This window comes from Pseudomonas sp. JAI115 (genome assembly GCF_014200835.1).
Lineage (GTDB): Bacteria > Pseudomonadota > Gammaproteobacteria > Pseudomonadales > Pseudomonadaceae > Aquipseudomonas > Aquipseudomonas putida_A.
Window position 1 is genome coordinate 91,084 of the sequence record NZ_JACHCY010000016.1, and the last position, 22,339, is coordinate 113,422.

At 61.3% G+C, this 22,339-nt stretch carries 18 protein-coding genes; 13 read left to right on the forward strand and 5 right to left on the reverse strand.

Going from position 1 to position 22,339, the window contains the following annotated elements; translation table 11 throughout:
- Positions 1–105: 105 nt before the first annotated feature.
- Genes rsmA through HDC30_RS24940 form a run of 4 tightly spaced genes read right to left on the reverse strand, consistent with a single transcriptional unit; the run spans position 106 to position 5,999 of the window.
- Positions 106–921, reverse strand: coding sequence for a 16S rRNA (adenine(1518)-N(6)/adenine(1519)-N(6))-dimethyltransferase RsmA (gene rsmA / locus HDC30_RS24925; protein ID WP_103368683.1), 816 nt, complete (start codon positions 919–921; stop codon positions 106–108).
- Positions 918–1,907, reverse strand: a complete 990-nt coding sequence (gene pdxA / locus HDC30_RS24930) for a 4-hydroxythreonine-4-phosphate dehydrogenase PdxA (RefSeq protein WP_183785567.1) — start codon at positions 1,905–1,907, stop codon at positions 918–920. The genes rsmA and pdxA overlap by 4 nt, the downstream gene beginning before the upstream one ends.
- A complete protein-coding gene (gene surA, locus HDC30_RS24935) occupies positions 1,904–3,220 on the reverse strand; it encodes a peptidylprolyl isomerase SurA (RefSeq protein ID WP_183785569.1) in 1,317 nt (438 codons plus the stop codon). The genes pdxA and surA overlap by 4 nt, the downstream gene beginning before the upstream one ends.
- Entirely contained in the window at positions 3,201–5,999 is a 2,799-nt protein-coding gene (locus HDC30_RS24940) for an LPS-assembly protein LptD (protein ID WP_150370212.1), read from the reverse strand. Before HDC30_RS24940 ends, surA begins: the two co-directional genes overlap by 20 nt.
- A 130-nt stretch (positions 6,000–6,129) precedes the next feature.
- On the opposite strand from HDC30_RS24940, the gene HDC30_RS24945 reads away from it, so the two are divergent.
- The 3 genes from HDC30_RS24945 to HDC30_RS24955 are packed head-to-tail and all read left to right on the forward strand — an operon-like array spanning position 6,130 to position 8,586.
- Entirely contained in the window at positions 6,130–7,149 is a 1,020-nt protein-coding gene (locus HDC30_RS24945) for an aminoglycoside phosphotransferase family protein (protein WP_097089139.1), read from the forward strand.
- On the forward strand, positions 7,146–7,817 hold the full coding sequence (murU, locus tag HDC30_RS24950) for an N-acetylmuramate alpha-1-phosphate uridylyltransferase MurU (protein WP_183785570.1): 672 nt from the start codon (positions 7,146–7,148) through the stop codon (positions 7,815–7,817). Before HDC30_RS24945 ends, murU begins: the two co-directional genes overlap by 4 nt.
- A 1-nt stretch (position 7,818) precedes the next feature.
- The gene (locus tag HDC30_RS24955; protein WP_183785572.1) at positions 7,819–8,586 is read left to right on the forward strand and encodes a TerB family tellurite resistance protein; all 768 of its coding nucleotides are present in this window, start codon (positions 7,819–7,821) and stop codon (positions 8,584–8,586) included.
- Positions 8,587–8,716: 130 nt separating this feature from the next.
- Here the strand turns inward: HDC30_RS24955 and HDC30_RS24960 are convergent, their stop codons facing one another.
- Positions 8,717–9,706 carry an alpha/beta hydrolase family protein gene (locus HDC30_RS24960; RefSeq protein WP_027610725.1) on the reverse strand — a complete coding sequence of 330 codons (990 nt, stop codon included), beginning with the start codon at positions 9,704–9,706 and terminating at the stop codon, positions 8,717–8,719.
- A gap of 74 nt (positions 9,707–9,780) precedes the next feature.
- On the opposite strand from HDC30_RS24960, the gene HDC30_RS24965 reads away from it, so the two are divergent.
- The 10 genes from HDC30_RS24965 (at position 9,781) to trpE (ending at position 22,327) form a co-directional block, all read left to right on the forward strand.
- The gene (locus tag HDC30_RS24965) at positions 9,781–12,177 is read left to right on the forward strand and encodes a PAS domain S-box protein (protein WP_183785574.1); all 2,397 of its coding nucleotides are present in this window, start codon (positions 9,781–9,783) and stop codon (positions 12,175–12,177) included.
- Between the two features lie 113 nt (positions 12,178–12,290).
- Positions 12,291–12,932 (forward strand): response regulator transcription factor, encoded by a 642-nt coding sequence (locus HDC30_RS24970; RefSeq protein ID WP_177327384.1) that lies wholly within the window; start codon positions 12,291–12,293, stop codon positions 12,930–12,932.
- Positions 12,933–13,283: 351 nt separating this feature from the next.
- Positions 13,284–14,408 (forward strand): ABC transporter ATP-binding protein, encoded by a 1,125-nt coding sequence (locus HDC30_RS24975; RefSeq protein WP_007966453.1) that lies wholly within the window; start codon positions 13,284–13,286, stop codon positions 14,406–14,408.
- A gap of 48 nt (positions 14,409–14,456) precedes the next feature.
- Positions 14,457–15,500, forward strand: a complete 1,044-nt coding sequence (locus HDC30_RS24980) for an ABC transporter substrate-binding protein (RefSeq protein WP_027610727.1) — start codon at positions 14,457–14,459, stop codon at positions 15,498–15,500.
- 194 nt (positions 15,501–15,694) lie between these two features.
- Positions 15,695–16,942, forward strand: a complete 1,248-nt coding sequence (locus HDC30_RS24985; protein WP_150370215.1) for an ABC transporter permease — start codon at positions 15,695–15,697, stop codon at positions 16,940–16,942.
- Between the two features lie 12 nt (positions 16,943–16,954).
- Positions 16,955–17,779: an ABC transporter permease gene (locus HDC30_RS24990; RefSeq protein WP_102356220.1), complete on the forward strand. Its 825-nt coding sequence runs from the start codon at positions 16,955–16,957 to the stop codon at positions 17,777–17,779.
- A 276-nt stretch (positions 17,780–18,055) separates the two neighbouring features.
- Positions 18,056–19,204 (forward strand): iron-containing alcohol dehydrogenase, encoded by a 1,149-nt coding sequence (locus HDC30_RS24995; RefSeq protein WP_096796646.1) that lies wholly within the window; start codon positions 18,056–18,058, stop codon positions 19,202–19,204.
- A gap of 80 nt (positions 19,205–19,284) precedes the next feature.
- Positions 19,285–19,959, forward strand: a complete 675-nt coding sequence (gene rpe, locus HDC30_RS25000; protein ID WP_003228808.1) for a ribulose-phosphate 3-epimerase — start codon at positions 19,285–19,287, stop codon at positions 19,957–19,959.
- Positions 19,956–20,774, forward strand: coding sequence for a phosphoglycolate phosphatase (locus HDC30_RS25005; RefSeq protein ID WP_095137402.1), 819 nt, complete (start codon positions 19,956–19,958; stop codon positions 20,772–20,774). Before rpe ends, HDC30_RS25005 begins: the two co-directional genes overlap by 4 nt.
- 71 nt (positions 20,775–20,845) lie before the next feature.
- Positions 20,846–22,327, forward strand: a complete 1,482-nt coding sequence (trpE, locus tag HDC30_RS25010; protein ID WP_183785576.1) for an anthranilate synthase component I — start codon at positions 20,846–20,848, stop codon at positions 22,325–22,327.
- The last annotated feature ends 12 nt before the right edge of the window (positions 22,328–22,339 follow it).

Here is a 22,339-nt window from a genome sequence, read left to right on the forward strand (position 1 = left end):
CCTTAAGCAAAGCGGAACGCGAGGCGTAGCTGATGGGGAATCAGTCTAGGCAAGTATCGGGCAGTAAACCAGAGTGGCGGCCTGCCCGATAGCGTTCATCGCCGGTCAGTCGGCGGTGGAGGCGGGGGCTTGCTCGCTAAGCTTGTCGGCCAGGCGCACGAATGCGGCCAGGTCCAGTTGCTCGGGGCGCAGGCTGCCATCGACACCGGCGGCTTCGATCTCGGCAGCGGTCATCAATTGCTTGAGGGTGTTGCGCAGGGTCTTGCGACGCTGGTTGAAGGCTTCGCGAACGACACGCTCGAGCAGGCGATGATCCTTGGCCGGGTGCGGCAGTACCGCATGCGGCACCAGGCGGACGATGGCCGAGTCGACCTTCGGCGGCGGGTTGAACGCGCCCGGGCCGACGTTGAACAGGTGTTCCACACGGCAGTGATACTGAACCATGATTGACAGACGACCCCAGTCCCCGCCACCCGGGCCTGCGGCCAGGCGCTCGACCACTTCCTTCTGCAGCATGAAGTGCATGTCGCGAATGATGCCGGCGTTGTTCAGCAGGTGGAAAATCAGCGGCGTTGAGATGTTGTACGGCAGGTTGCCGACCACACGCAGGCTGTTCGGCGCAGCGTTGAGGGTGTTGAAGTCGAACTTCAGCGCATCGCCCTGATGCAGGTTGAAGTTGCTCTTGCCGGCAAACTGCTGGTTGAGGATCGGGATCAGGTCCTTGTCCAGTTCCACCACGTCGAGCTGCGCACCGGAGTTGAGCAGGCCAGCGGTCAGCGCGCCCTGGCCCGGGCCGATTTCCAGCATGCGGTCGCCGGATTTGGCACTGATGGAGCGCAGGATGCGGTCGATGACGCCGGCGTCGTGCAAGAAGTTCTGGCCAAAGCGTTTGCGCGCCTTGTGTTGGTATTGCTCGGTCATAAACGGGTCTCGGCCATCTGGTAGGCGGTTTCCAGGGCGACCTGCAGGCTGCCGGTGTCGATCTTGCCGCTACCGGCCAGATCCAGGGCGGTGCCGTGATCGACCGAGGTGCGGATGATCGGCAGGCCAAGGGTAATGTTGACTGCGGCGCCGAAGCCTTTGTACTTCAGCACGGGCAGACCCTGGTCGTGGTACATCGCCAGCACTGCGTCGCAGTGCTCCAGATATTTGGGGGTAAACAGAGTGTCGGCAGGCAGCGGGCCACGAAGGTCCATGCCCTCGCCGCGCAGGCGCTCTAATGTCGGTTCTATGATGTCGATTTCTTCATGGCCCAGGTGTCCACCTTCGCCGGCGTGCGGGTTGAGTCCGCAGACCAGGATACGTGGCCGGGCGATGCCGAATTTGTCTTGCAGGTCGGCGTGCAGAATCCGCGTGACCCGTTCCAGCCGCTCCGGCGTAATTGCATCGGCAATCTCGCGCAGGGGCAGGTGGGTGGTGACCAGTGCCACGCGCAAACCGCGAGTAGCCAGCATCATCACCACTTGGGCGGTATGGGTCAGGTCAGCGAGAAACTCTGTGTGACCGGAGAACGGGATGCCGGATTCATTGATCACGCCTTTATGTACAGGGGCGGTGATCATCCCGGCGAAGTCGCCGTTCAGGCAGCCGTTGCCGGCGCGGGTCAGGGTTTCCAGAACGAAGGCAGCGTTGGCCTTGTCCAGTTGCCCGGCAACCACGGGAGCGCTCAGCGGGGTGTCCCAGACGTACAGGCTGCCGGCCGCTGCTGGCGCATCCGGCCATTGACCGGGTGCCACTTCCAGCAAAGTGACGGCCAGCCCCAGCTGCGCGGCCCGCTCGGTGAGCAGGTCGCGGCTGGTGATGGCAATCAGGGGGTGTGGCTGGGCTTGCGAGGCGAGCAGCAGGCACAGGTCGGGACCGATGCCGGCTGGTTCGCCGGGTGTCAGCGCGAAACGCTTGGGTTTCACTGCGCTGCCTGGTCTGCACCAGGGAGTTTGATTTCTACGTAGGCTTCTTCACGAATCTGACGCAGCCAGTTTTGCAGCTCTTCATCGTATTTTTTGTTACGCAGAACATTCATTGCCTGTTGCTCGCGAGCCGACTCGGTGCTGTCGGTGGCGCGGCGGCCAAGGACTTCCAGTACGTGCCAGCCGTACTGGGTCTGGAACGGCTTGGACAGCTGACCTTGTGGGGTCTTGGCCATCACTTCGCGGAATTCCGGTACCAGCGCGTTCGGGTCGATCCAGTTCAGGTCGCCACCGTTGAGCGCCGAACCCGGGTCTTCGGAGTAGTTCTTCGCCAGTTCAGCGAAGTCTTCACCGGCCAGGATGCGATCATACAGCGACTGTACCAGGGCCTTGGTCTTGGCTTCGTCACGGATCGGGCTTGGCTTGACCAGGATGTGGCGCACATGCACCTCATCACGCATCTGCGCTTCGCCACCACGTTTGGCCAGCAACTTGAGGATGATGAAACCACCCGGAGTGCGTGCAGGCTGAGTGATGTCGCCAACCGCCATGCTGCTCAACTCGCGGTCGAACGGCGGTGGCAGTTGCGCAGCTTTACGCCAGCCCATGTCGCCGCCTTCCAGGGCGTTGTCGCTGCCGGATTTGGCAACGGCCATCTGACCGAAGTCGGCGCCTTGCTTGAGCTTCTGGTAAACGTCCATCGCCTGACGGTAAGCGCTCTGAATTGCATCAGAGTTGGCGCTTTCCGGCGTCGGGATCAGGATGTTGGCCAGGTGCAGTTCTTCGGACAGTTGCATCTTGCCCAGGTCGGAGGCGAGGAAGTTCTTCACTTCCTGCTCGGAGACCTGGATGCGCTCTGCCACACGGCGCTGACGCACACGGCTGATGATCATCTCGCGCTTGATCTGGTCACGGGCGTCGTCATAGGACAAACCGTCGTGTGCCAGGGCGGCGCGGAATTGATCCACGGTCATGTTGTTGCGCTGGGCAATGGTGCCGACCGCCTGGTTCAGCTCTTCATCGGTAATGCGGATGCCGGAACGCTCGCCGATCTGCAGTTGCAGGTTTTCGACGATCAGGCGCTCGAGCACCTGCTGATCCAGCACGCCCGGAGGCGGCATGCCGCCGCCACGCTTGGCGATGGTCTGCTGAACTTCGTGGACGCGCTGGTCCAGTTGGCTCTGCATGACCACGTCGTTATCAACGATCGCGACCACTTTATCGATGGACTGTACTGCGGCGTTGGCCGCAGTACCCAGGAACAGCGCGCCCAGCAGCAGCGGGCGCAGAGAATCAGAAAGCTTGGTCTTCACGTTGACGATAACCTTGGATGCCTTTGTCGAGGAAGCTCTCTACCTTGGCGCCAGTCAGGCCGCCGAGTCCCTTCAGAACAATTTGGAGGAAGACGCCGTGGTCGCCTTTTTCGTTTTCCGGGGCGTTCTGACTGAATTCGTCATAGCTGACCCAGTAACGATTGATCAGGCGCAGTTTCCAGCAGCAGTTGTCGTATTCGAAACCACCGAAGGCTTCCAGCGTACGGTTGCGGTTGTAGTCGTACTGCCAGCGGCTGATCGCGCTCCACTGTGGAACGATCGGCCAGATGACCGAGAAGTCATGCTGCTGGATCTTGTAGTAGTCCTTCACGTAGCCAGGCTGGCCCGGGGTGCCGTAGTCGCCACCACCCACCGACCATTTACCGGTGTTCTGGTCGTAACGAACCTGGTCGTTGCGATAGCGATAACCGACGTTGACCACCTTGTTCGGGTTGTCTTCAGGCTGGTAATGGAACATCGCGCTGCCGGAACGCGGGCTGCGGCTGTCCGGGTCCCAGTTGTAGTCGGCCGTGGTGCGCCAGTCACGGTTCCAGCGATATTCGTATTCCAGAGCGTACGGTGATACGTCGGACTGGGCATCTTTACGATCGTTGAACGCGATGCCTGGCAGTTGTACTTCACGATCCTTGAAGTAGTAAGCCTGGCCGACGCTGATGCGCTGACGCTCGAAACCGTCGTCTTCGATCCAGCGGCTGGTCACACCCAGCGACAGCTTGTTCTCGTCGCCGACGCGGTCGGAGCCGGAGAAGCGGTTGTCACGGAACAGCGACGCGTAGTTGAAGGTGTATTCGCTGGTGTCGAATACCGGAATGTCTTCCTGATCAACCTTGGGTACATACAGGTAGAACAGACGCGGTTCCAGAGTCTGGCGATAGTTCTTGCCGAAGTACGACGTGTTGCGGTCGAAGTACAGGCCGCTGTCGACGCTGGCGATCGGTACGCCACGGCTCTGGTTGCTGTCGAAGGTGCCGTTGAGTTTGTTCTGCTCGGCGGTTTGATTGGCGATCTGGCCTTTGCCAATACTGTCCAAATCCAGCTGGTATTGGGTGTACTGATACTTGAGCGATGGCTTCAGGAAACCATAGGTCCAGTTCATCGGCAGACTGACACCAGGTTTCAGATTCAGGCGGTCGCCGTTGGCTCGCGCCAAGCCTTGAACATTGGTGTCGAGACGATCATCGATCGTACCGTCTTCGTTGGTGAATTTGCCATTTTGCAGATCACGATCAAAGCGAACAAGCTCGGTCTCGTAATCGAAGTTCAAACCTTCCGGGTGATACGGCAGTTGCCCGTTGAAAGTGATCTGCGGCAGACGGCCGTAAGGCGTGATGTTCGAAACGGTCGCGAGTTGATACTGCTGAGCGTTCAACGTGGCGGTATACGAGTCGCCACGATAGGAAACCAGACCCTGCTGGTTCACGAAGTCAGCGCTCTTCACGCCGATCTGATCTGTGGTCAGGTCCTGGAAGTAATACGGATCGCTGATCTTGGTGTAGTCGACCTGAGTCATCACACGGGAGTCGAGACCGCCCTTGTGCTGCCAGTTGTACATGTAGCGATTTTTTTCGTAATCGGACTGCTTGCTGCGATCGGTATCTTCGTCGTTCAGATACGCCGCACCAAACTGGCCTTCGCTGGACTTGGTCAGGTAACGGAACTCGCCTTCGACCAGCATGCCGCGCTTGCTCATGTAACGCGGGTACAACGTGGCATCGTAGTTCGGCGCCAGGTTGAAGTAGTACGGGGTCACCAGCATGAAGCCGGTATCGCTGCCGGTGCCGATGGTCGGCGGCAGGAAGCCCGATTGACGACGATCGTCGATCGGGAAGTAGATGTACGGCGTGTACAGGATCGGAATGTCCTTGACCCGCAGTGTCACGTTGGTCGCGGTACCGAAGCCGGTGGCAGGGTTCAGGGTGATGTTGTTGCCCTTGAGCTGCCAGGCGTTGCTGTTCGGTTCGCACGTGGTGTACGTGCCGTCCTTCAAGCGAATGATCGCGTTTTCGGCACGCTTGGCGTACAGCGCGTTACCGCGGATGCGCGATTTGTGCATCACGTATTCGGCGTTGTCGACCTTGGCTTCACCGGTGTCGAGCTGCACATCGGCGTGGTCGCCGACGATCAGTGCGCCGTTGTCGCGAATGCGCACGTCGCCATTGAGTTCGGCGCGGCTCTCGGCCTGATACAGGCTGGCCTCGTCGGACTCGACCTGCATGCTGCCCTGACGCAGGACCACGTCGCCGGCCAGCGTACCCACCTGATCTTCGGTGTTGTAGCGCGAGGCCTTGGCGCCAATAAAGGTCGGTGCGTCACTTTTATTCGTCTTGTCATTCATGCCAGGACGAATTGGTTCGATATAGGAACCAGAGCAGTAAGGACCGGTCTCGGCCAATTGGGCGGCGGTGAGCTTCTCGCGCGGAACCCAGTCGAGGTGACTGTAGTCTTCGCTACGGGATTTCAGGCCGCGGCCTTTGGCTTCGGTGACCAGCACAGGCTTGGCGCCGGTGTCGGATGTGGAACCGTTCTGGGTCGGGGCTTCGCCGGCGGCGCTGACAGCGCTGCCGTCATGCACCGGACGCGGCGGCAATGCAGCTGCCGGCGTCTTGGGCGCACACGCCCAGCCACCCGTTGCCGAGACGGCGCAGTCATACTGCTCGGCGGCAACAACGAATTGACTGGCCAGAGGTTGCATAGCCAGCAGACTGCCGGTTACCAACAACGGAAATTTTTTACGAAACGCGGGGGATTTCAATGCCATCTTATTAGTCCGGGCTTCCTGCGTGCCATCTGCCCGCGGTGTGGGCCGCACGCCTCTCGATGGTCTGAAAAAGATGCTGGATAATAAAGCATGACCCGCTTGACGGCTAGCGCCGTCGGAGACCCTTGCAATGCCTGACCAAGATGTACGCTTGCAACACCTGAAAGTTTGGCTCGATGAGCAGTTGGCAATCCTGTTTGCAGATCAGGGCTGGGGCGCCGTGCCCCCGGCCACGTTGACCGCGGCCAGCAGCGACGCGAGTTTCCGCCGGTATTTCCGTTGGGAAGGCGCGGGTCGCAGTTTCGTCGTGATGGACGCGCCACCGCCCCAGGAAAACTGCAAACCGTTCGTGGATATCGCCTTTTTGCTGGCGAAATCCGGAATTAACGTGCCGAAAATTTATGCAGAAGACCTCGAACGCGGATTTCTTTTGCTCAATGACCTGGGCAACAAGACCTATCTGGACGTAATCGACAGCGAAAATGCCGACGCTTTGTTCAGCGATGCCCTGCAGGCGCTGTTGGCTTTTCAGCAATTGCCGATGGTCGCACCGCTGCCGAGTTACGACGTGGCACTGCTGCGCCGCGAGCTGGAACTGTTCCCCGAGTGGTACGTAAAGCGCGAACTCGGCATCGAGTTCGACGCGGCACAGCAGCAACAATGGCAAGCCGTCAGCGATCTGCTGATCGACAGCGCCCTGGCCCAGCCGAAAGTGCTGGTGCACCGCGACTACATGCCGCGCAATCTGATGCTCAGCGAGCCGAATCCGGGCGTACTGGACTTTCAGGATGCGGTCTACGGCCCGGTCACCTACGACGTCACCTGCCTGTTCAAGGACGCTTTCCTCAGCTGGCCTGAAGAACGCGTGCGTGGCTGGCTGGAAAGCTACTGGCAGCAAGCCTCGGCGCTGGACATCCCGGTGCAAGCGGATTTCGAAGACTTCCTGCGCGCCAGCGACCTGATGGGCGTACAACGCCACCTGAAAGTCATCGGCATCTTCGCCCGCATCTGCCATCGCGATGGCAAGCCGCGCTACCTGGCCGACGTGCCGCGTTTCTTCGCCTATATAGAAGCGGTGCTTGCGCGTCGTCCTGAACTGGCGGATCTGCAGGCGTTGCTCGCCAGTCTGCGTGGCGGAGCGACTGCATGAAGGCGATGATTCTGGCGGCAGGCAAGGGCGAGCGCATGCGCCCGCTGACCCTGACCACCCCCAAGCCGCTGGTGCGTGCCGGTGGCGTACCGTTGATCGAATATCACCTGCGCGCACTGGCGGCAGCCGGTTTCAGTGAAATCGTGATCAACCATGCCTGGCTCGGTCAGCAGATCGAAGATTACCTGGGCGACGGTTCGCAGTTCGGCGTGAGCATCCAGTACTCGCCGGAAGGTGAGCCGCTGGAAACCGGCGGCGGGATTTTCCGCGCCTTGCCGCTGCTCGGTGACGATGCGTTTCTGGTGGTCAACGGTGACATCTGGACCGATTACGACTTCAGCGTGCTGCATCAACCGATCAATGGTCTGGCGCATCTCGTACTGGCGGACAACCCGGCTCATCATCCGGCGGGCGATTTCATCCTGACTGACGGCCGGGTGAGCGATGCTCAGCCGGGTGCGCAAACCCTGACCTACAGCGGCATCGCTGTCCTGCATCCGCAGTTGTTCGATGGCTGCACGGACGGCGCATTCAAGCTCGCACCACTGCTGCGCAACGCCATGGCTGACGGACAGGTCAGCGGTGAGCGTCTGAAAGGTCACTGGGTGGATGTCGGTACGCATGAGCGTCTGGCCGAAGCTGAAGCATTGATAGAAGCGAGTCGTTGATATGTTGTGGCCAGGGACTCTGATTGGAGCCGGAGCGGGTTTTGCGATTGCCAGCATTCCGGGGGCCATGCTTGGGGCATTGTTGGGACAGGCGCTGGATCGGCGCCTGCACCTGCAAAGCTGGGGGCACTTGCGGGAAAAACTCGGCGGACGGCCGATGTTGCGCAACGACGAATTGCTGTTCGTGTTGCTCGGGCGTCTGGCCAAGAGTGACGGGCGAGTGACGGACGGCCATATCCAGCAGGCGCGCCATGAAATGAACGCCCTGGAAATGAGCGAACCGGCACGGCGACGGGCGATTGCTGCGTTCAATCGCGGCAAGGCCGGCGGCGACCGCCTGCGCGGTTATCTGCGCCGCCTGGGTGCTCAGCCGCATGCCGCCGAGGGCGTGTTGCGCGCCTGCTGGCGGATGGTCTGGGCCGACGGTCGTGCGGGCGTCAGTGAGCGTGAATTGTTGGCGCAGTGGGGCAAGTGGCTGGGTTGGACAACCCACCAGATTCAGGCGCTGGCCAATGATTACGAGCCCAATAAACGGCCGATTGTCAGTGCCGCGGTGAGTTATCAGGAAGCGATGCGCCTGCTCGGGGTGTCGGCGACCAGCGAGCCGGCGCAGATCAAGCGCGCCTATCGCCGGCTGCTCAGTCGTCATCACCCGGACAAGATCGCCGGCAGCGGCGCGACGCCGGAGCAGGTGCGTGACGCGACCGAGAAAACCCGCGAGCTGCACAACGCGTTTACCCTGATTCGGGCGCGGCGGGATTTTCGCTGATCGTTAGAAGTTAGTTGTTGATGAGGGCCTCTTCGCGAGCAGGCTCGCTCCCACACTGATCGCATTCCTACAGATGGAATGCATTCAAATGTGGGAGCGAGCCTGCTCGCGAATGGGGCGACTCGGTCTATCAGTCAGTCTTCTGCGGATTCAACCAGCCACGCACCCGCCGGAACATTTGTTCCTGCTCAGCCTTTTTATCCGGTAACGCCTTGAGCGCCACTTGGCTGAAGGTCGAAGTCTTCAAGCGCTTGCTGGCCTGCATGCGCTCCAGCGCCGCGTTGCGATCCAGCGCCTTGTCCATGTAGAAAATGTCGGCGGTCGGCAACTTCAGGGTCGGTGTCAGCTCGGCCAATTGTGGCTTGGCCTTGCTCGGCGTTTGCGCATCGACCATCACCAGTTTCTCGACCTGGGAACTCTGCCGCTCGCTGAGAAAGCGCGCTGCCCAGTACGCGCCCGTACCGTGACCGAGGACCACGACCCGGCGTGCGCTTTGCTGCTCGGCGTAGGCGATCGCCGCATCGATCCGCGCAAAGATCCGTTCGGCATCAGCCTTGGATTGTTCTTCAGTCGTTTCGGCGACCACCTGATCCGCCACTTCCGCTTCACCGCCCGCCGCCTGTTCGATCGGTTGCGCAGTGGTGGAATCCTTGCTGCCACTTTCCGGGGCTTTCGGCGCGGCGGCGGGCGCAATCACCCGCGGTGCGATGACATCGCTTTGCAGATCCGGCAGGGTGATACTCAGGCTGCTCCACTCGACATCGGGCAATTTGCTGCGCAGTGGGCCGATCACTTGCGGCCAGTCAGCGGTTTCGCCGGCGCCGGGGACGATAATCACCGCACCTTTGGGCTCGGCAGTGTTGGCCGGTTTCCACAGGGCGAGGAAAGTATCGGCGCCGGCCTGCAATTGCTGCTGTTCTTGTGCCGGGACTTTGCGTTCCAGTGCTGCGGCTTCTTCCTGACTACGCTCAAGCAGTGGCTGGCGTTCGGCCGGTTTTTCGGCGGCCGGTTGCTCGGCGGTGGAGGCGGGCGCCGGATCGGCGGCTTCGACGGAAAACGCACAAGGCAGGATCAGCGACAGGCACAATGCTGGCATTGCCAGGCGGTAGACAGAGGGCATCGGTTATTCCAGGCCAGAAAAGTATCCCGGCAGCCTAATGGGTTGGTCAGAATTTGTCAGTGCAAGAGACTTCAATGATGCGTTTTTGCTGCCTGTGGGTTATCGGCTGGTTGTGTTTTCCCTTGATGGGCTGGGCGGCGTCTGCGCCGGCGGCGCATGCAGCGCTGTTGACGCCCGGCGAGCAGCAATGGCTGGCGCAGCACCGTGAGCTGCGTGTTGGCCTGGTATCGCAGGCGCCGTACGCGCAATACGACCGGCGCTTGCAGCGACTGTCCGGGGCTAATGTCGAATTGATGAAAGCGCTGGCCAAGACGCTGAACGTCGAGCTGAGCTGGCGCAATTTTCAGGACCTGGCGCAACTGGAAGACGCCGCCCGCGAAGGCGAAATCGACATCGCCCCGGGCCTGACCCAGACCCCGGGTGCGCTGCGCCTGTGGCTGTTTTCCGATCCTTACATGCGTGTGCCGCAACTGGTGGTCAGCGACCAGAAGAGCGGCGGCGTGGTCGAGCTGGAAAAGCTCGACAGCCTGTCCCGCGTCGCGGTGCGCATGCCCAGCGTCACCGCCGATTATTTGCGCAGCAATTATCCGCACCTGAATCTGCAAGGCGTGCCGCTGGAGCGTCAGGCGCTGCAACTGTTGTTGACTCAACAAGCGTCCTACGCCGTGATAGATGAAGCGCAACTCGGGCGGTTGTCCGCCGAACCTGAGTTCGCCGGGTTGGTGGTGGTCGGCGATATCGGTTTGCCGCAGCTGTTGCGGGTTGCCACGCGGCGCGACTGGCCGCAATTGGCCGGGATCATCGAAAGCGCCTTGCGGGCAATCCCGGCCAAGGATCTGGAGCGCCTGCACAACCAGTGGCTGCAACCCAAGTACCCACGGCTGACGGAATCGCCGGGGTTCTGGCAGAACCTCAGCCTGTTGTTTGCGGTGTTGCTGCTCAGTTGTGCGGCCATCATCATCTGGCAACGACGCCAGCAACACAGCCTCGAACAGCGCCTGCTGGCCGCCCGGGAAGACATTGCCCTGCGCGCGGCCAGCGAAGAAGCCTTGCGCCTGACCCAGTTTTCCATCGACCAAAGTACCGTTGGCATTCTCTGGGTCAACTGGGACAGCCATGTGCGCTATGCCAACCGCGCGGCGGAACACATGCTCGGTTATCCACAGGGCGCGGTGATCGAGCGGCCGCTGATCGACTTCGAACCCGGTCTGCACATGGACCGCTGGCTCAACTTGTGGAAACGCGCGCGGGCCAGTGAAGAGGGGCCCTTGAGTTTTGAAACCAGCTGCGTACGCGCTGATGGCAGCGTCCTGCCGGCGGACGTTTCGTTGAGCTTTCTGCGCTTTCGCGACAGCGAGTATCTGGTGGTTTATCTCACCGACGTCACCGAGCGTCGCCGCGCCCTGGCCGCGTTGCAGGAAAGTGAAGCGCGCCTGCAAGGCATCGCCGCCAACGTTCCGGGGCTGGTGTTCCGCCTGGAGCGGGCGCCGGTGACCGGTCAGATCGATTTCGCCTACATCAGCGAGGGCAGCGAGAGTCTGGTCGGCTACGCCCCGGCCGCCATCGCCCACCGCGACATGGGCTTGCGCAGTCTGGTGCATCCGGACGACAGGGCCAGTTACCACCAGACCCAGGATCAGGCGCTGGACACTGACAGTGACTGGTCGTGGCAGGGTCGCATCCTCACCCGTCAGGGCGAGCAGCGCTGGGCCGAGATCAAGGCAATCACCCGACAGCTGGAGGATGGCGCCTATGTCTGGGACGGCATCGTCTGGGACATCAGCGAAAGCAAGCGCATCGAGCTGGAGCTCGCCGCCTCCCGTGAGCAACTGCGCGAATTGTCGGCGCACCTGGAAAGCGTGCGCGAAGAAGAAAAGGCACGCATCGCCCGAGAAGTGCACGATGAGCTGGGGCAGATGCTCACGGTGCTGAAGCTGGAAACATCGATGTGCGAACTGGCCTATGCGCAGCTCGACCCGGGGCTGCACGAGCGCTTGAACAGCATGAAACGCCTGATCGCCCAGTTGTTCCAGCTGGTGCGTGATGTGGCGACGGCGTTGCGCCCGCCGATTCTCGATGCCGGGATTGCTTCAGCGATCGAGTGGCAGGCGCGGCGCTTCGAGGCGCGTACGCAGATTCCGTGTCTGGTGCAGGTGCCGGACAATCTGCCGGCGCTCAGCGATGCCAAGGCGATCGGGCTGTTCCGCATCCTGCAGGAGGCGCTGACCAACGTCATGCGCCATGCTCAGGCGCATACTGTGGAGCTGACACTGGCGCTGGAAGGCGACGAGTTGTGTCTGACGGTCAGCGACGATGGCGTAGGCTTTGTCGCTGCGGCGGATCGGCCGACGTCCTTTGGTTTGGTCGGTATGCGCGAGCGGGTGCTGATCATGGGCGGACGCTTGTTGCTTGAGAGTGAGCCGGGGGAGGGCACCAGTCTGAATGTGTGGGTGCCGGTGAATGAGGTTTGAAGGTTGTGGTGTTTGAGCTGACGCTATCGCGAGCAGGCTCGCTCCCACATTGGAATGCACTTCCCTGTGGGAGCGAGCCTGCTCGCGAATGACCTTGGCGCTGAATAAGAATAATGGAGAAGAACGTGATCCGTGTATTGGTAGCCGAAGACCATACCATCGTCCGTGAAGGCATCAAGCAATTGATCGGCCTGGCCAAGGACCTGCAAGTGGTGGGGGAGGCGAGCAATGGCGAGCAGCTCCTCGAAACCCTACGCAGCGTGCCGTGTGAAGTGGTGTTGCTGGACATCTCGATGCCTGGCGTCAATGGGTTGGAGGCGATTCCGCGGATTCGCGCGCTGAACAATCCACCGGCGATTCTGGTGCTGTCGATGCACGACGAGGCCCAAATGGCCGCCCGTGCGCTGAAGGTCGGCGCCGCGGGCTACGCGACCAAGGACAGCGATCCGGCGCTATTGCTGACGGCGATTCGCAAAGTGGCGGCCGGCGGGCGCTACATCGACCCGGAACTGGCCGACCGCATGGTCTTCGAAGTCGGCCTGACCGACACGCGTCCGTTGCATTCGCTGCTGTCCGAGCGTGAGTTCTCGGTGTTCGAGCGCCTGGCCCAAGGCGCCAACGTCAACGACATCGCCCAGCAACTGGCGCTGAGCAGCAAGACCATCAGCACCCACAAGGCGCGACTGATGCAGAAGCTCAATATCACCTCGCTGGCCGAACTGGTGAAATACGCGATGGAGCACAAACTCCTCTAAAGATCACCGCAGTTAAAACTGTAGGAGTGAGCCTGCTCGCGATAGCGGTCTGTCAGGCAATACTTCAGTGACTGAGCCACCGCTATCGCGAGCAGGCTCACTCCTACAGGGGATCTTCATAGCGCCCGAAATTGCGAGCATATCCATTAGCGACAACCGCTTTTGCTTGTTCTCGTGGCTTGCCGCTTGGTGCTCGTAGCTCGTTTGCCAAAACGCGCCATCCTTGTAGGGCAATCCCTACCCCCAACCTTCCATCCGGCTGAGGCGATTCTCTCCTGCGCCCCGATTTGCGTGGCTGGCGCCAGCCACTAGGCTTAATCCACAGCAGTTACCAATAACAAAGGTGTGGGTATGAGCCAGGTCGATTCAAACGCAGGGGCCAGTGACGTGCTGGTCAGCTTTCGTGGAGTGCAGAAGAGCTACGACGGCGAGAACCTGATCGTCAAAGACCTCAACCTGGACATTCGCAAAGGCGAGTTCCTGACCCTGCTCGGGCCGTCCGGCTCGGGCAAGACCACCAGCCTGATGATGCTCGCCGGGTTCGAAACCCCGACCGCTGGCGAAATCCTCCTGGCCGGCCGTGCAATCAACAACGTGCCGCCGCACAAGCGCGACATCGGCATGGTGTTCCAGAACTACGCGCTGTTCCCGCACATGACCGTGGCCGAGAATCTGGCCTTCCCGCTGACCGTACGTGGCCTGAACAAGAGCGACGTCAGCGACAAGGTCAAGAAAGTCCTGAGCATGGTCCAGCTCGACGCCTTCGCTTCGCGTTATCCGGCACAACTCTCCGGCGGTCAGCAGCAGCGTGTAGCGCTGGCCCGGGCGCTGGTGTTCGAACCGCAACTGGTGCTGATGGACGAACCGCTGGGCGCACTCGACAAGCAACTGCGCGAACACATGCAGATGGAGATCAAACACCTGCACCAGCGCCTCGGCGTGACCGTGGTCTATGTGACCCACGACCAGGGTGAAGCCCTGACCATGTCCGACCGCGTCGCCGTGTTTCATCAGGGCGAGATCCAGCAGATCGCCCCGCCGCGCACGCTTTACGAAGAACCGAAAAACACCTTCGTCGCCAACTTCATCGGCGAGAACAACCGCCTCAACGGCCGTCTGCTCAGCCAGAGCGGCGAGCGTTGCGTAGTCGAGTTGGGTCGGGGCGAGAAGGTCGAGGCGCTGGCGGTCAACGTCGGCCAGACCGGCGAGCCGGTGACCCTGTCGATCCGCCCGGAGCGCGTCAGCCTCAACGGTTCGAGCGACCAATGCGTCAACCGCTTCTCGGGGAGGGTGGCGGAATTCATCTATCTGGGCGACCACGTCCGGGTGCGCCTGGAAGTCTGCGGCAAGACCGACTTCTTCGTGAAACAGCCGATTGCCGAGCTCGATCCAGCGCTCGCGGTCGGCGACGTGGTTCCGCTTGGCTGGCAGGTCGAGCACGTTCGCGCACTCGATCCTCTTCTAGAGGCGCACTAAGCGCCCCGGCAATACCAACACCAACCCTGCACGTGGAGAGAACAATAAATGTTGAGATCCCTGAAGTTCACCGCCCTGACCCTGGGCCTGATGGGTGCGGCCAGCGCTATGGCCGCCGGTCCCGATCTGACTGTGGTGTCGTTTGGCGGGGCGAACAAGGCGGCGCAAGTCAAAGCCTTCTACGCACCGTGGGAAGCGGCGGGCAACGGCAAGATCGTTGCCGGTGAGTACAACGGCGAAATGGCCAAGGTCAAAGCTATGGTCGACACCAAGAGCGTGTCGTGGGATCTGGTGGAAGTCGAATCGCCAGAGCTGTCCCGTGGTTGCGATGAAGACATGTTCGAACAACTCGACCCGGCCCTGTTCGGCAAGACCGAAGACTACGTCAAAGGTGCGATTCAGCCGTGCGGCGTGGGCTTCTTCGTCTGGTCGACCGTGCTCGCGTACAACGCCGACAAGCTGAAAACCGCGCCAACCAGTTGGGCCGATTTCTGGGACACCAAGAAATTCCCGGGCAAGCGTGGCCTGCGCAAAGGCGCCAAGTACACCCTGGAATTCGCGCTGATGGCCGACGGTGTTGCACCGAAGGACGTTTATAAAGAGCTGGCGAGCAAGGGTGGGCAGGATCGCGCGTTCAAGAAACTCGATGAACTCAAGCCAAGCATTCAGTGGTGGGAGGCCGGTGCACAACCGCCGCAATACCTTGCTTCCGGTGACGTGGTCATGAGCTCGGCCTACAACGGACGCATCGCCGCCGTGCAGAAAGAATCCAACCTGAAAGTGGTGTGGAACGGCGGCATCTACGACTTCGATGCGTGGGCCATCCCGAAAGGTCTGGACGCCAAGCGCGCCGAAGCGGCGAAGAAATTCATCGCCTACTCGGTTCAGCCGCAGCAACAGAAGACCTACTCGGAAAACATCGCCTACGGCCCGGCCAATACCCAAGCCGTACCCCTGCTGAGCAAGGACGTGCTGAAAGACATGCCGACCACCCCGGAAAACATCGCCAACCAGGTGCAGATCGACGTCAGCTTCTGGGCTGATAACGGCGAGCAACTGGAACAGCGCTTCAATTCCTGGGCTGCGAAATAAGCAAGGCCTGGTGATGGTGGGCTTGCCTACCCCTGTGGGAGCGAGCCTGCTCGCGAAAGCGGTAGATCAACCAGCATAGATGTTGAATGTGCTGGCCTCTTCGCGAGCAGGCTCGCTCCCACAGGTAGCTGTGTTTCAACACAACAGAGGTGGTTCGCCACCTCTGTAACGATCAAAGATTTGCGGAGTACGTCATGGCCATCGCCGTTCCCCTGAACGAGGGCGCCAGCCCCACCTTGAAGCAGAAGCTCAAGCGCGCCGAGCGGGTCAACCGCTGGAAGGCCCAGGCGTTGATTGCGCCGCTGGTGCTGTTTCTGTTGCTGGTGTTCCTGGTGCCGATCGTGGCGCTGCTCTACAAAAGCGTCGGCAATCCGGAAGTGGTCGGCGGCATGCCACGCACCGTGGCGGCCATCGCCAGTTGGGACGGCCGCGGCCTGCCGGCTGAACCGGTGTACAAAGCGGCCGGCGAAGACCTCGCCGAAGCCCGCAAAAACCAGACCTTGGGCGATCTGTCCAAGCGCTTGAACATGGAGTTGGCCGGCTATCGCAGCCTGCTGACCAAAACCGCCCGGGCGCTGCCCTTCGCCAGCGAACCGGCCTCCTATAAAGAAGCCCTCGAAGCGCTCGATGAGCGTTGGGGCGATCCGGCCTACTGGCAAGCGGTCAAACGCAACACCAGCAGCATCACGCCTTACTACCTGCTGGCGGCGGTGGATCACCGTATCGATGATCTCGGCGAACTGGCCCCGGCCACCCCGGATCAGGCGATCTACCTCGACATCTTCGCCCGCACGTTCTGGATGGGCCTGGTCATCACCGTGATCTGCCTGTTCCTCGCTTATCCATTGGCTTACCTGCTGGCCAACCTGCCATCGCGGCAGAGCAACCTGCTGATGATTCTGGTGCTGTTGCCGTTCTGGACCTCGATTCTGGTGCGGGTCGCGGCGTGGATCGTGTTGCTGCAATCGGGCGGGCTGATCAACAGCGCACTGATGGCGATGGGCATCATTGATAAGCCGCTGGAGCTGGTGTTCAACCGCACCGGGGTCTACATCTCGATGGTGCACATCCTGCTGCCGTTCATGATCCTGCCGATCTACAGCGTGATGAAAGGCATCTCGCCGACCTACATGCGCGCCGCCATCTCGCTGGGCTGCCATCCGTTCGCCAGTTTCTGGCGGGTGTATTTCCCGCAGACTTATGCCGGCGTCGGTGCCGGTTGCCTGTTGGTGTTCATCCTCGCCATCGGCTACTACATCACCCCGGCGCTGCTCGGCAGCCCGAACGATCAGATGGTCAGTTACTTCGTCGCGTTCTACACCAACACCAGCATCAACTGGGGCATGGCCACTGCACTGGGCGGCCTGTTGCTGCTGGCGACCGTGGTGCTTTATCTGATCTACAGCTGGCTGGTGGGCGCCAGTCGCCTGCGTCTGAGCTAAGGGGAATTTGAAATGCTGAGTCCTTACATGTCGCCCATCGAACGGGTGTGGTTCTACAGCTTGCGGATCCTCTGCGGCCTGATCCTGCTGTTCCTGATTCTGCCGGTGCTGGTCATCGTGCCGCTGTCGTTCAACTCGGGCAGTTTCCTGGTGTATCCGCTACAGGGCTTTTCCCTGCACTGGTATCAGGACTTCTTCGCCTCGGCGGAATGGATGCGTTCTCTGAAGAACAGCATCATCGTCGCCCCCGCGGCCACGGTGCTGGCGATGGTCTTCGGAACCCTGGCCGCGATCGGCCTGACCCGTGGCGACTTCCCCGGCAAATCCCTGGTGATGGCGCTGGTGATTTCGCCGATGGTGGTGCCGGTGGTGATCATTGGTGTGGCGAGTTATCTGTTCTTCGCGCCGCTGGGGCTGGGCAACAGCTTCTTCTCGTTGATCGTGGTGCACGCGGTGCTCGGTGTGCCGTTCGTGATCATCACCGTGTCGGCGACGTTGCAGGGGTTCAACCACAATCTGGTACGCGCTGCGGCGAGTCTTGGTGCATCGCCACTGACGGCGTTCCGCCGGGTGACCTTGCCGCTGATTGCACCGGGGGTGATTTCCGGGGCGCTTTTTGCCTTCGCGACGTCGTTCGATGAGGTGGTAGTGACGCTGTTCCTCGCCGGCCCCGAGCAAGCGACTCTGCCACGGCAGATGTTCAGCGGGATCCGCGAGAACCTCAGCCCGACGATTGCGGCGGCGGCAACCTTGCTGATCGCTTTTTCCGTCATTCTGCTGCTGACCCTGGAATGGCTGCGTGGTCGCAGCGAAAAACTGCGTACCGCGCAGGTCTGACGCCCAGATCAAAAGCCACCCCTCACCCCAGCCCTCTCCCCCAAGGGGGCGAGGGGGAAAGGGGGCAGATCTTCATGCTGTTCAGAATCTGAGTTCGACTCGGTATTGCACGTCGATGGACTTCGAGAGTGCAGCTCGGTCAGTCCCCTCTCCCTACGGGAGAGGGTTAGGGTGAGGGGCTTTTGCTCCTGATTATTCACCAACTGAATACCAGACAACCCGAAACCCTCAACTACGCTTGTGCTCAGCTCCCACATCTATAAGAGGCTGCGCACGATGAGTCTGTCCCAGTTCAAAATCGCTCACAAACTGATCACCGGCGCCGGGGCCATCGAGCAACTGGCCGCCGAACTCACCCGCCTCGATATCGACAACCCGCTGATTGTCACCGACGCCGCGCTGGTCAAGTCCGGCACCGTGGAGCTGGCGCTGTGCCAATTGGGCGGGCGCGAGTACGAGATTTTTGATCGGGTGCTGCCGGACCCGGAAATCGCCATCGTCGAAGATTGCATGCGCGTGTATCGCGAGGGTGGGCATGACGGCTTGATCGGTCTCGGTGGCGGCAGTGCCATCGACATCGCCAAGAGTGTCGCCGCGTATGCCGGATACCACGGCGCGCTGGAAGACCTGTTCGGCGTCGATCAGGTGCCACGCAAAGGTCCGCCGCTGATCGCCATCCCGACCACCGCCGGCACCGGCTCGGAAGTGACCAACGTCGCCATCCTTTCCGACAAGGTTGCGCAACTGAAGAAAGGCATCGTCAGCGATTACCTGTTGCCGGACGTGGCGCTGGTCAGCCCGCAGATGACCCTGACCTGCCCGCGCAGCGTCACCGCCGCCAGTGGCGTAGATGCGCTGGTGCATGCCATCGAATCCTATCTGTCGGTCAACGCCTCGCCGATCACCGACTCGCTGGCGCTCGGCGCAATCAGGTTGATTGCCCGGTCGCTGCCCAAGGCCTACGCCAATGGCGCCAATCTGCAGGCCCGTGAGGACATGGCCACCGCCAGCCTGATGGCCGGGATGGCGTTCGGCAATGCCGGAGTCGGCGCGGTGCATGCGTTGGCCTATCCGTTGGGCGGGCGCTTCAACATCGCCCATGGCGTCAGTAACGCCTTGTTGCTGCCGTACGTCATGACCTGGAACAAGATGGCCTGCGTCGAGCGCATGCAGGATATCGCCGAAGCCATGGGGGTGAAGACCGCGCATCTGAGCGCCACCGAGGCGGCGGACAAAGCCGTGCAGGCGATGACCGACCTGTGCGCTGCGGTGGAAATTCCGGCCGGGCTGCGCAGTTTCGGTGTACCCGAGGAGGCGATCCCGGCCATGGCCGTGGAGGCCGCGGGAATCGAGCGTCTGATGCGCAACAACCCGCGCAAGCTCAGCGCTGCGGATATCGAGAAGATCTACCGAGCGGCGTACTGATCATCGCGGTCACGGTGCGCGCACGGAAACTTGAGGTATACAATGCGCGCCATCGTGATTTAGCTCAGAAAAGGTGCGTCATGCAGCCCTTCGTAATTGCTCCGTCGATTCTCTCCGCCGACTTCGCCCGCCTCGGCGAAGAAGTGGACAATGTTCTGGCCGCCGGTGCCGACTTCGTCCACTTCGATGTCATGGACAACCACTACGTGCCGAACCTGACTATCGGCCCGATGGTCTGCGCGGCACTGCGCAAGTACGGCATCACCGCGCCGATCGATGCGCACCTGATGGTCAGCCCGGTGGATCGCATCGTTGGCGACTTTATCGAGGCCGGCGCGACCTACATCACCTTCCACCCGGAAGCCACGCTGCACGTCGATCGTTCGCTGCAACTGATCCGTGAAGGCGGCTGCAAATCCGGCCTGGTGTTCAACCCGGCGACCCCGCTGGACGTGCTCAAGTACGTGATCGACAAGGTCGACATGGTCTTGCTGATGAGCGTCAACCCTGGCTTCGGCGGGCAGAAGTTCATTCCTGGCACCCTCGACAAACTGCGCGAAGCGCGGGCGATCATCGATGCCTCGGGGCGTGACATCCGTCTGGAAATCGACGGCGGCGTCAACGTCAACAACATCCGTGAAATCGCGGCCGCTGGCGCTGACACCTTTGTGGCCGGTTCGGCGATCTTCAATGCACCGAACTATCAGGAAGTCATCGACAAGATGCGTTCCGAACTGGCGCTGGCGCGCCCATGAGCGGTTTTGAGCAGCTGTTCCCGGGGCAGCTGCCACGGTTGGTGATGTTCGATCTGGATGGCACGTTGATCGACTCGGTTCCCGACCTGGCGGCGGCGGTGGACACCATGCTGCTCTCCCTCGGCCGCAAGCCTGCCGGTATCGAGGCGGTGCGCGAGTGGGTCGGCAATGGCGCACCGGTGCTGGTGCGCCGGGCGCTGGCCGGTGGCATCGATCATTCGGCGGTGGATGACGTAGAGGCCGAGCACGCGCTGGAAGTATTCATGGAAGCCTATGGCGCGAGCCACGAGTTGACCGTGGTCTATCCCGGCGTACGCGACACTCTCAAATGGCTGCACAAACAGGGCGTGGCCATGGCATTGATCACCAACAAACCGGAGCGTTTTGTCGCGCCGCTGCTGGATCAGATGAAGATCGGCCGCTACTTCAAGTGGATCATCGGCGGCGACACCCTGCCGCAAAAGAAACCCGACCCGGCCGCGCTATTCTTCGTGATGAAGATGGCCAACATTCCTGCCTCGCAATCGCTGTTCGTCGGCGACTCGCGCAGCGACGTGCTGGCGGCGAAAGCGGCGGGGGTCAAGTGCGTGGCGCTGAGCTACGGCTACAACCACGGTCGACCGATTGCCGAGGAATCCCCGGCACTGGTGATCGACGATCTGCGCAAGCTAATTCCCGGTTGCCTCGGTACAGCCGCTGAGATAACGTTGCCCGACGCTGCTCAATCCCATTCTGGAAACGCCATCGTGGTGGTCACCCGCAAACTCTGGATGAAAGTCATCAAGGCCCTGGCCCGCTGGCGTTGGCGCGCCTGACTGGTTCCTGGCCGGCTTGCCGGCGCGTTTGCACACCTGACTGATTTGCCCCTCACACCACGAGGCACCCCATGATCCGCGAAGAATTCCTGCGCCTGGCCGCTGACGGCTACAACCGCATTCCGTTGGCCTGCGAAACCCTGGCCGACTTCGACACCCCGCTGTCGATCTACCTGAAACTGGCCGACCAGCCAAACTCCTACCTGCTCGAATCGGTGCAGGGTGGCGAGAAATGGGGCCGTTATTCGATCATCGGCCTGCCGTGCCGCACCGTGCTGCGGGTGCACGACCATCACGTGAGCATCACCGTCGATGGCGTCGAGACCGAAAGCCATGACGTCGAAGACCCGCTGGCCTTCGTCGAAACCTTCAAGGCCCGCTACAACGTGCCGACCATCGCCGGTCTGCCGCGTTTCAATGGGGGGCTGGTCGGCTACTTCGGTTACGACTGCGTGCGCTATGTTGAGAAGCGTCTGGGCAAATGCCCGAACCCGGACCCACTGGGCGTGCCGGACATTCTGCTGATGGTTTCCGATGCGGTGGTGGTGTTCGACAACCTCGCCGGCAAGATGCACGCGATTGTTCTGGCCGACCCGGCGCAAGCCGATGCTTACGAGCAGGGGCAGGCGCAATTGCAGGCACTGCTGGAGAAACTGCGCCAGCCGATCACCCCGCGCCGTGGCCTGGATTTCAGCAAGCAACAAGCGGCTGATCCTCTGTTCCGCTCCAGTTTTACTCAGGACGATTACGAAAAAGCCGTCGACACCATCAAGGAATACATCCTTGCCGGTGACTGCATGCAAGTGGTGCCGTCGCAGCGCATGTCGATCGACTTCAAGGCTGCGCCAATCGATCTGTATCGCGCCCTGCGTTGCTTCAACCCGACGCCGTACATGTACTTCTTCAACTTCGGCGACTTCCACGTCGTCGGCAGTTCGCCGGAAGTGCTGGTGCGGGTCGAAGACAACCTGATCACCGTGCGCCCGATTGCTGGTACGCGCCCGCGTGGCGCCACCGAAGAAGCGGATCTGGCGCTGGAAGAAGACCTGCTGTCGGACGACAAGGAGATTGCCGAGCACTTGATGCTGATCGATCTGGGTCGTAACGACACTGGCCGGGTTTCGGAAATCGGTTCGGTGAAGCTCACCGAGAAAATGGTCATCGAGCGTTATTCCAACGTGATGCACATCGTCTCCAACGTCACCGGCCAGTTGAAGGCCGGGCTGACCGCGATGGACGCTCTGCGGGCGATTCTGCCGGCGGGCACCTTGTCCGGCGCGCCGAAGATCCGTGCGATGGAAATCATCGACGAGCTGGAACCGGTCAAGCGTGGCGTGTATGGCGGTGCGGTCGGTTACTTCGCCTGGAACGGCAACATGGACACCGCGATTGCGATTCGTACCGCGGTGATCAAGAACGGCGAACTGCACGTGCAGGCCGGTGGCGGTATTGTTGCCGACTCGGTGCCGGCGCTGGAGTGGGAAGAAACCCTGAACAAGCGTCGCGCGATGTTCCGCGCCGTGGCATTGGCCGAGCAAACCCCGGACGCCTGATCCACGCAAAAC

Excerpts from the sequence above, each read along its gene's own strand:
- rsmA (WP_103368683.1), bottom strand. The coding sequence starts at position 921 with ATGACCGAGCAATACCAACACAAGGCGCGCAAACGCTTTGGCCAGAAC.
- HDC30_RS24940 (WP_150370212.1), bottom strand. The coding sequence starts at position 5,999 with ATGGCATTGAAATCCCCCGCGTTTCGTAAAAAATTTCCGTTGTTGGTA.
- HDC30_RS24945 (WP_097089139.1), top strand. The coding sequence starts at position 6,130 with ATGCCTGACCAAGATGTACGCTTGCAACACCTGAAAGTTTGGCTCGAT.
- murU (WP_183785570.1), top strand. The coding sequence starts at position 7,146 with ATGAAGGCGATGATTCTGGCGGCAGGCAAGGGCGAGCGCATGCGCCCG.
- HDC30_RS24955 (WP_183785572.1), top strand. The coding sequence starts at position 7,819 with ATGTTGTGGCCAGGGACTCTGATTGGAGCCGGAGCGGGTTTTGCGATT.
- HDC30_RS24960 (WP_027610725.1), bottom strand. The coding sequence starts at position 9,706 with ATGCCCTCTGTCTACCGCCTGGCAATGCCAGCATTGTGCCTGTCGCTG.
- HDC30_RS24965 (WP_183785574.1), top strand. The coding sequence starts at position 9,781 with ATGATGCGTTTTTGCTGCCTGTGGGTTATCGGCTGGTTGTGTTTTCCC.
- HDC30_RS24970 (WP_177327384.1), top strand. The coding sequence starts at position 12,291 with ATGGAGAAGAACGTGATCCGTGTATTGGTAGCCGAAGACCATACCATC.
- HDC30_RS24975 (WP_007966453.1), top strand. The coding sequence starts at position 13,284 with ATGAGCCAGGTCGATTCAAACGCAGGGGCCAGTGACGTGCTGGTCAGC.
- HDC30_RS24980 (WP_027610727.1), top strand. The coding sequence starts at position 14,457 with ATGTTGAGATCCCTGAAGTTCACCGCCCTGACCCTGGGCCTGATGGGT.
- HDC30_RS24985 (WP_150370215.1), top strand. The coding sequence starts at position 15,695 with ATGGCCATCGCCGTTCCCCTGAACGAGGGCGCCAGCCCCACCTTGAAG.
- HDC30_RS24990 (WP_102356220.1), top strand. The coding sequence starts at position 16,955 with ATGCTGAGTCCTTACATGTCGCCCATCGAACGGGTGTGGTTCTACAGC.
- HDC30_RS24995 (WP_096796646.1), top strand. The coding sequence starts at position 18,056 with ATGAGTCTGTCCCAGTTCAAAATCGCTCACAAACTGATCACCGGCGCC.
- rpe (WP_003228808.1), top strand. The coding sequence starts at position 19,285 with ATGCAGCCCTTCGTAATTGCTCCGTCGATTCTCTCCGCCGACTTCGCC.
- HDC30_RS25005 (WP_095137402.1), top strand. The coding sequence starts at position 19,956 with ATGAGCGGTTTTGAGCAGCTGTTCCCGGGGCAGCTGCCACGGTTGGTG.
- trpE (WP_183785576.1), top strand. The coding sequence starts at position 20,846 with ATGATCCGCGAAGAATTCCTGCGCCTGGCCGCTGACGGCTACAACCGC.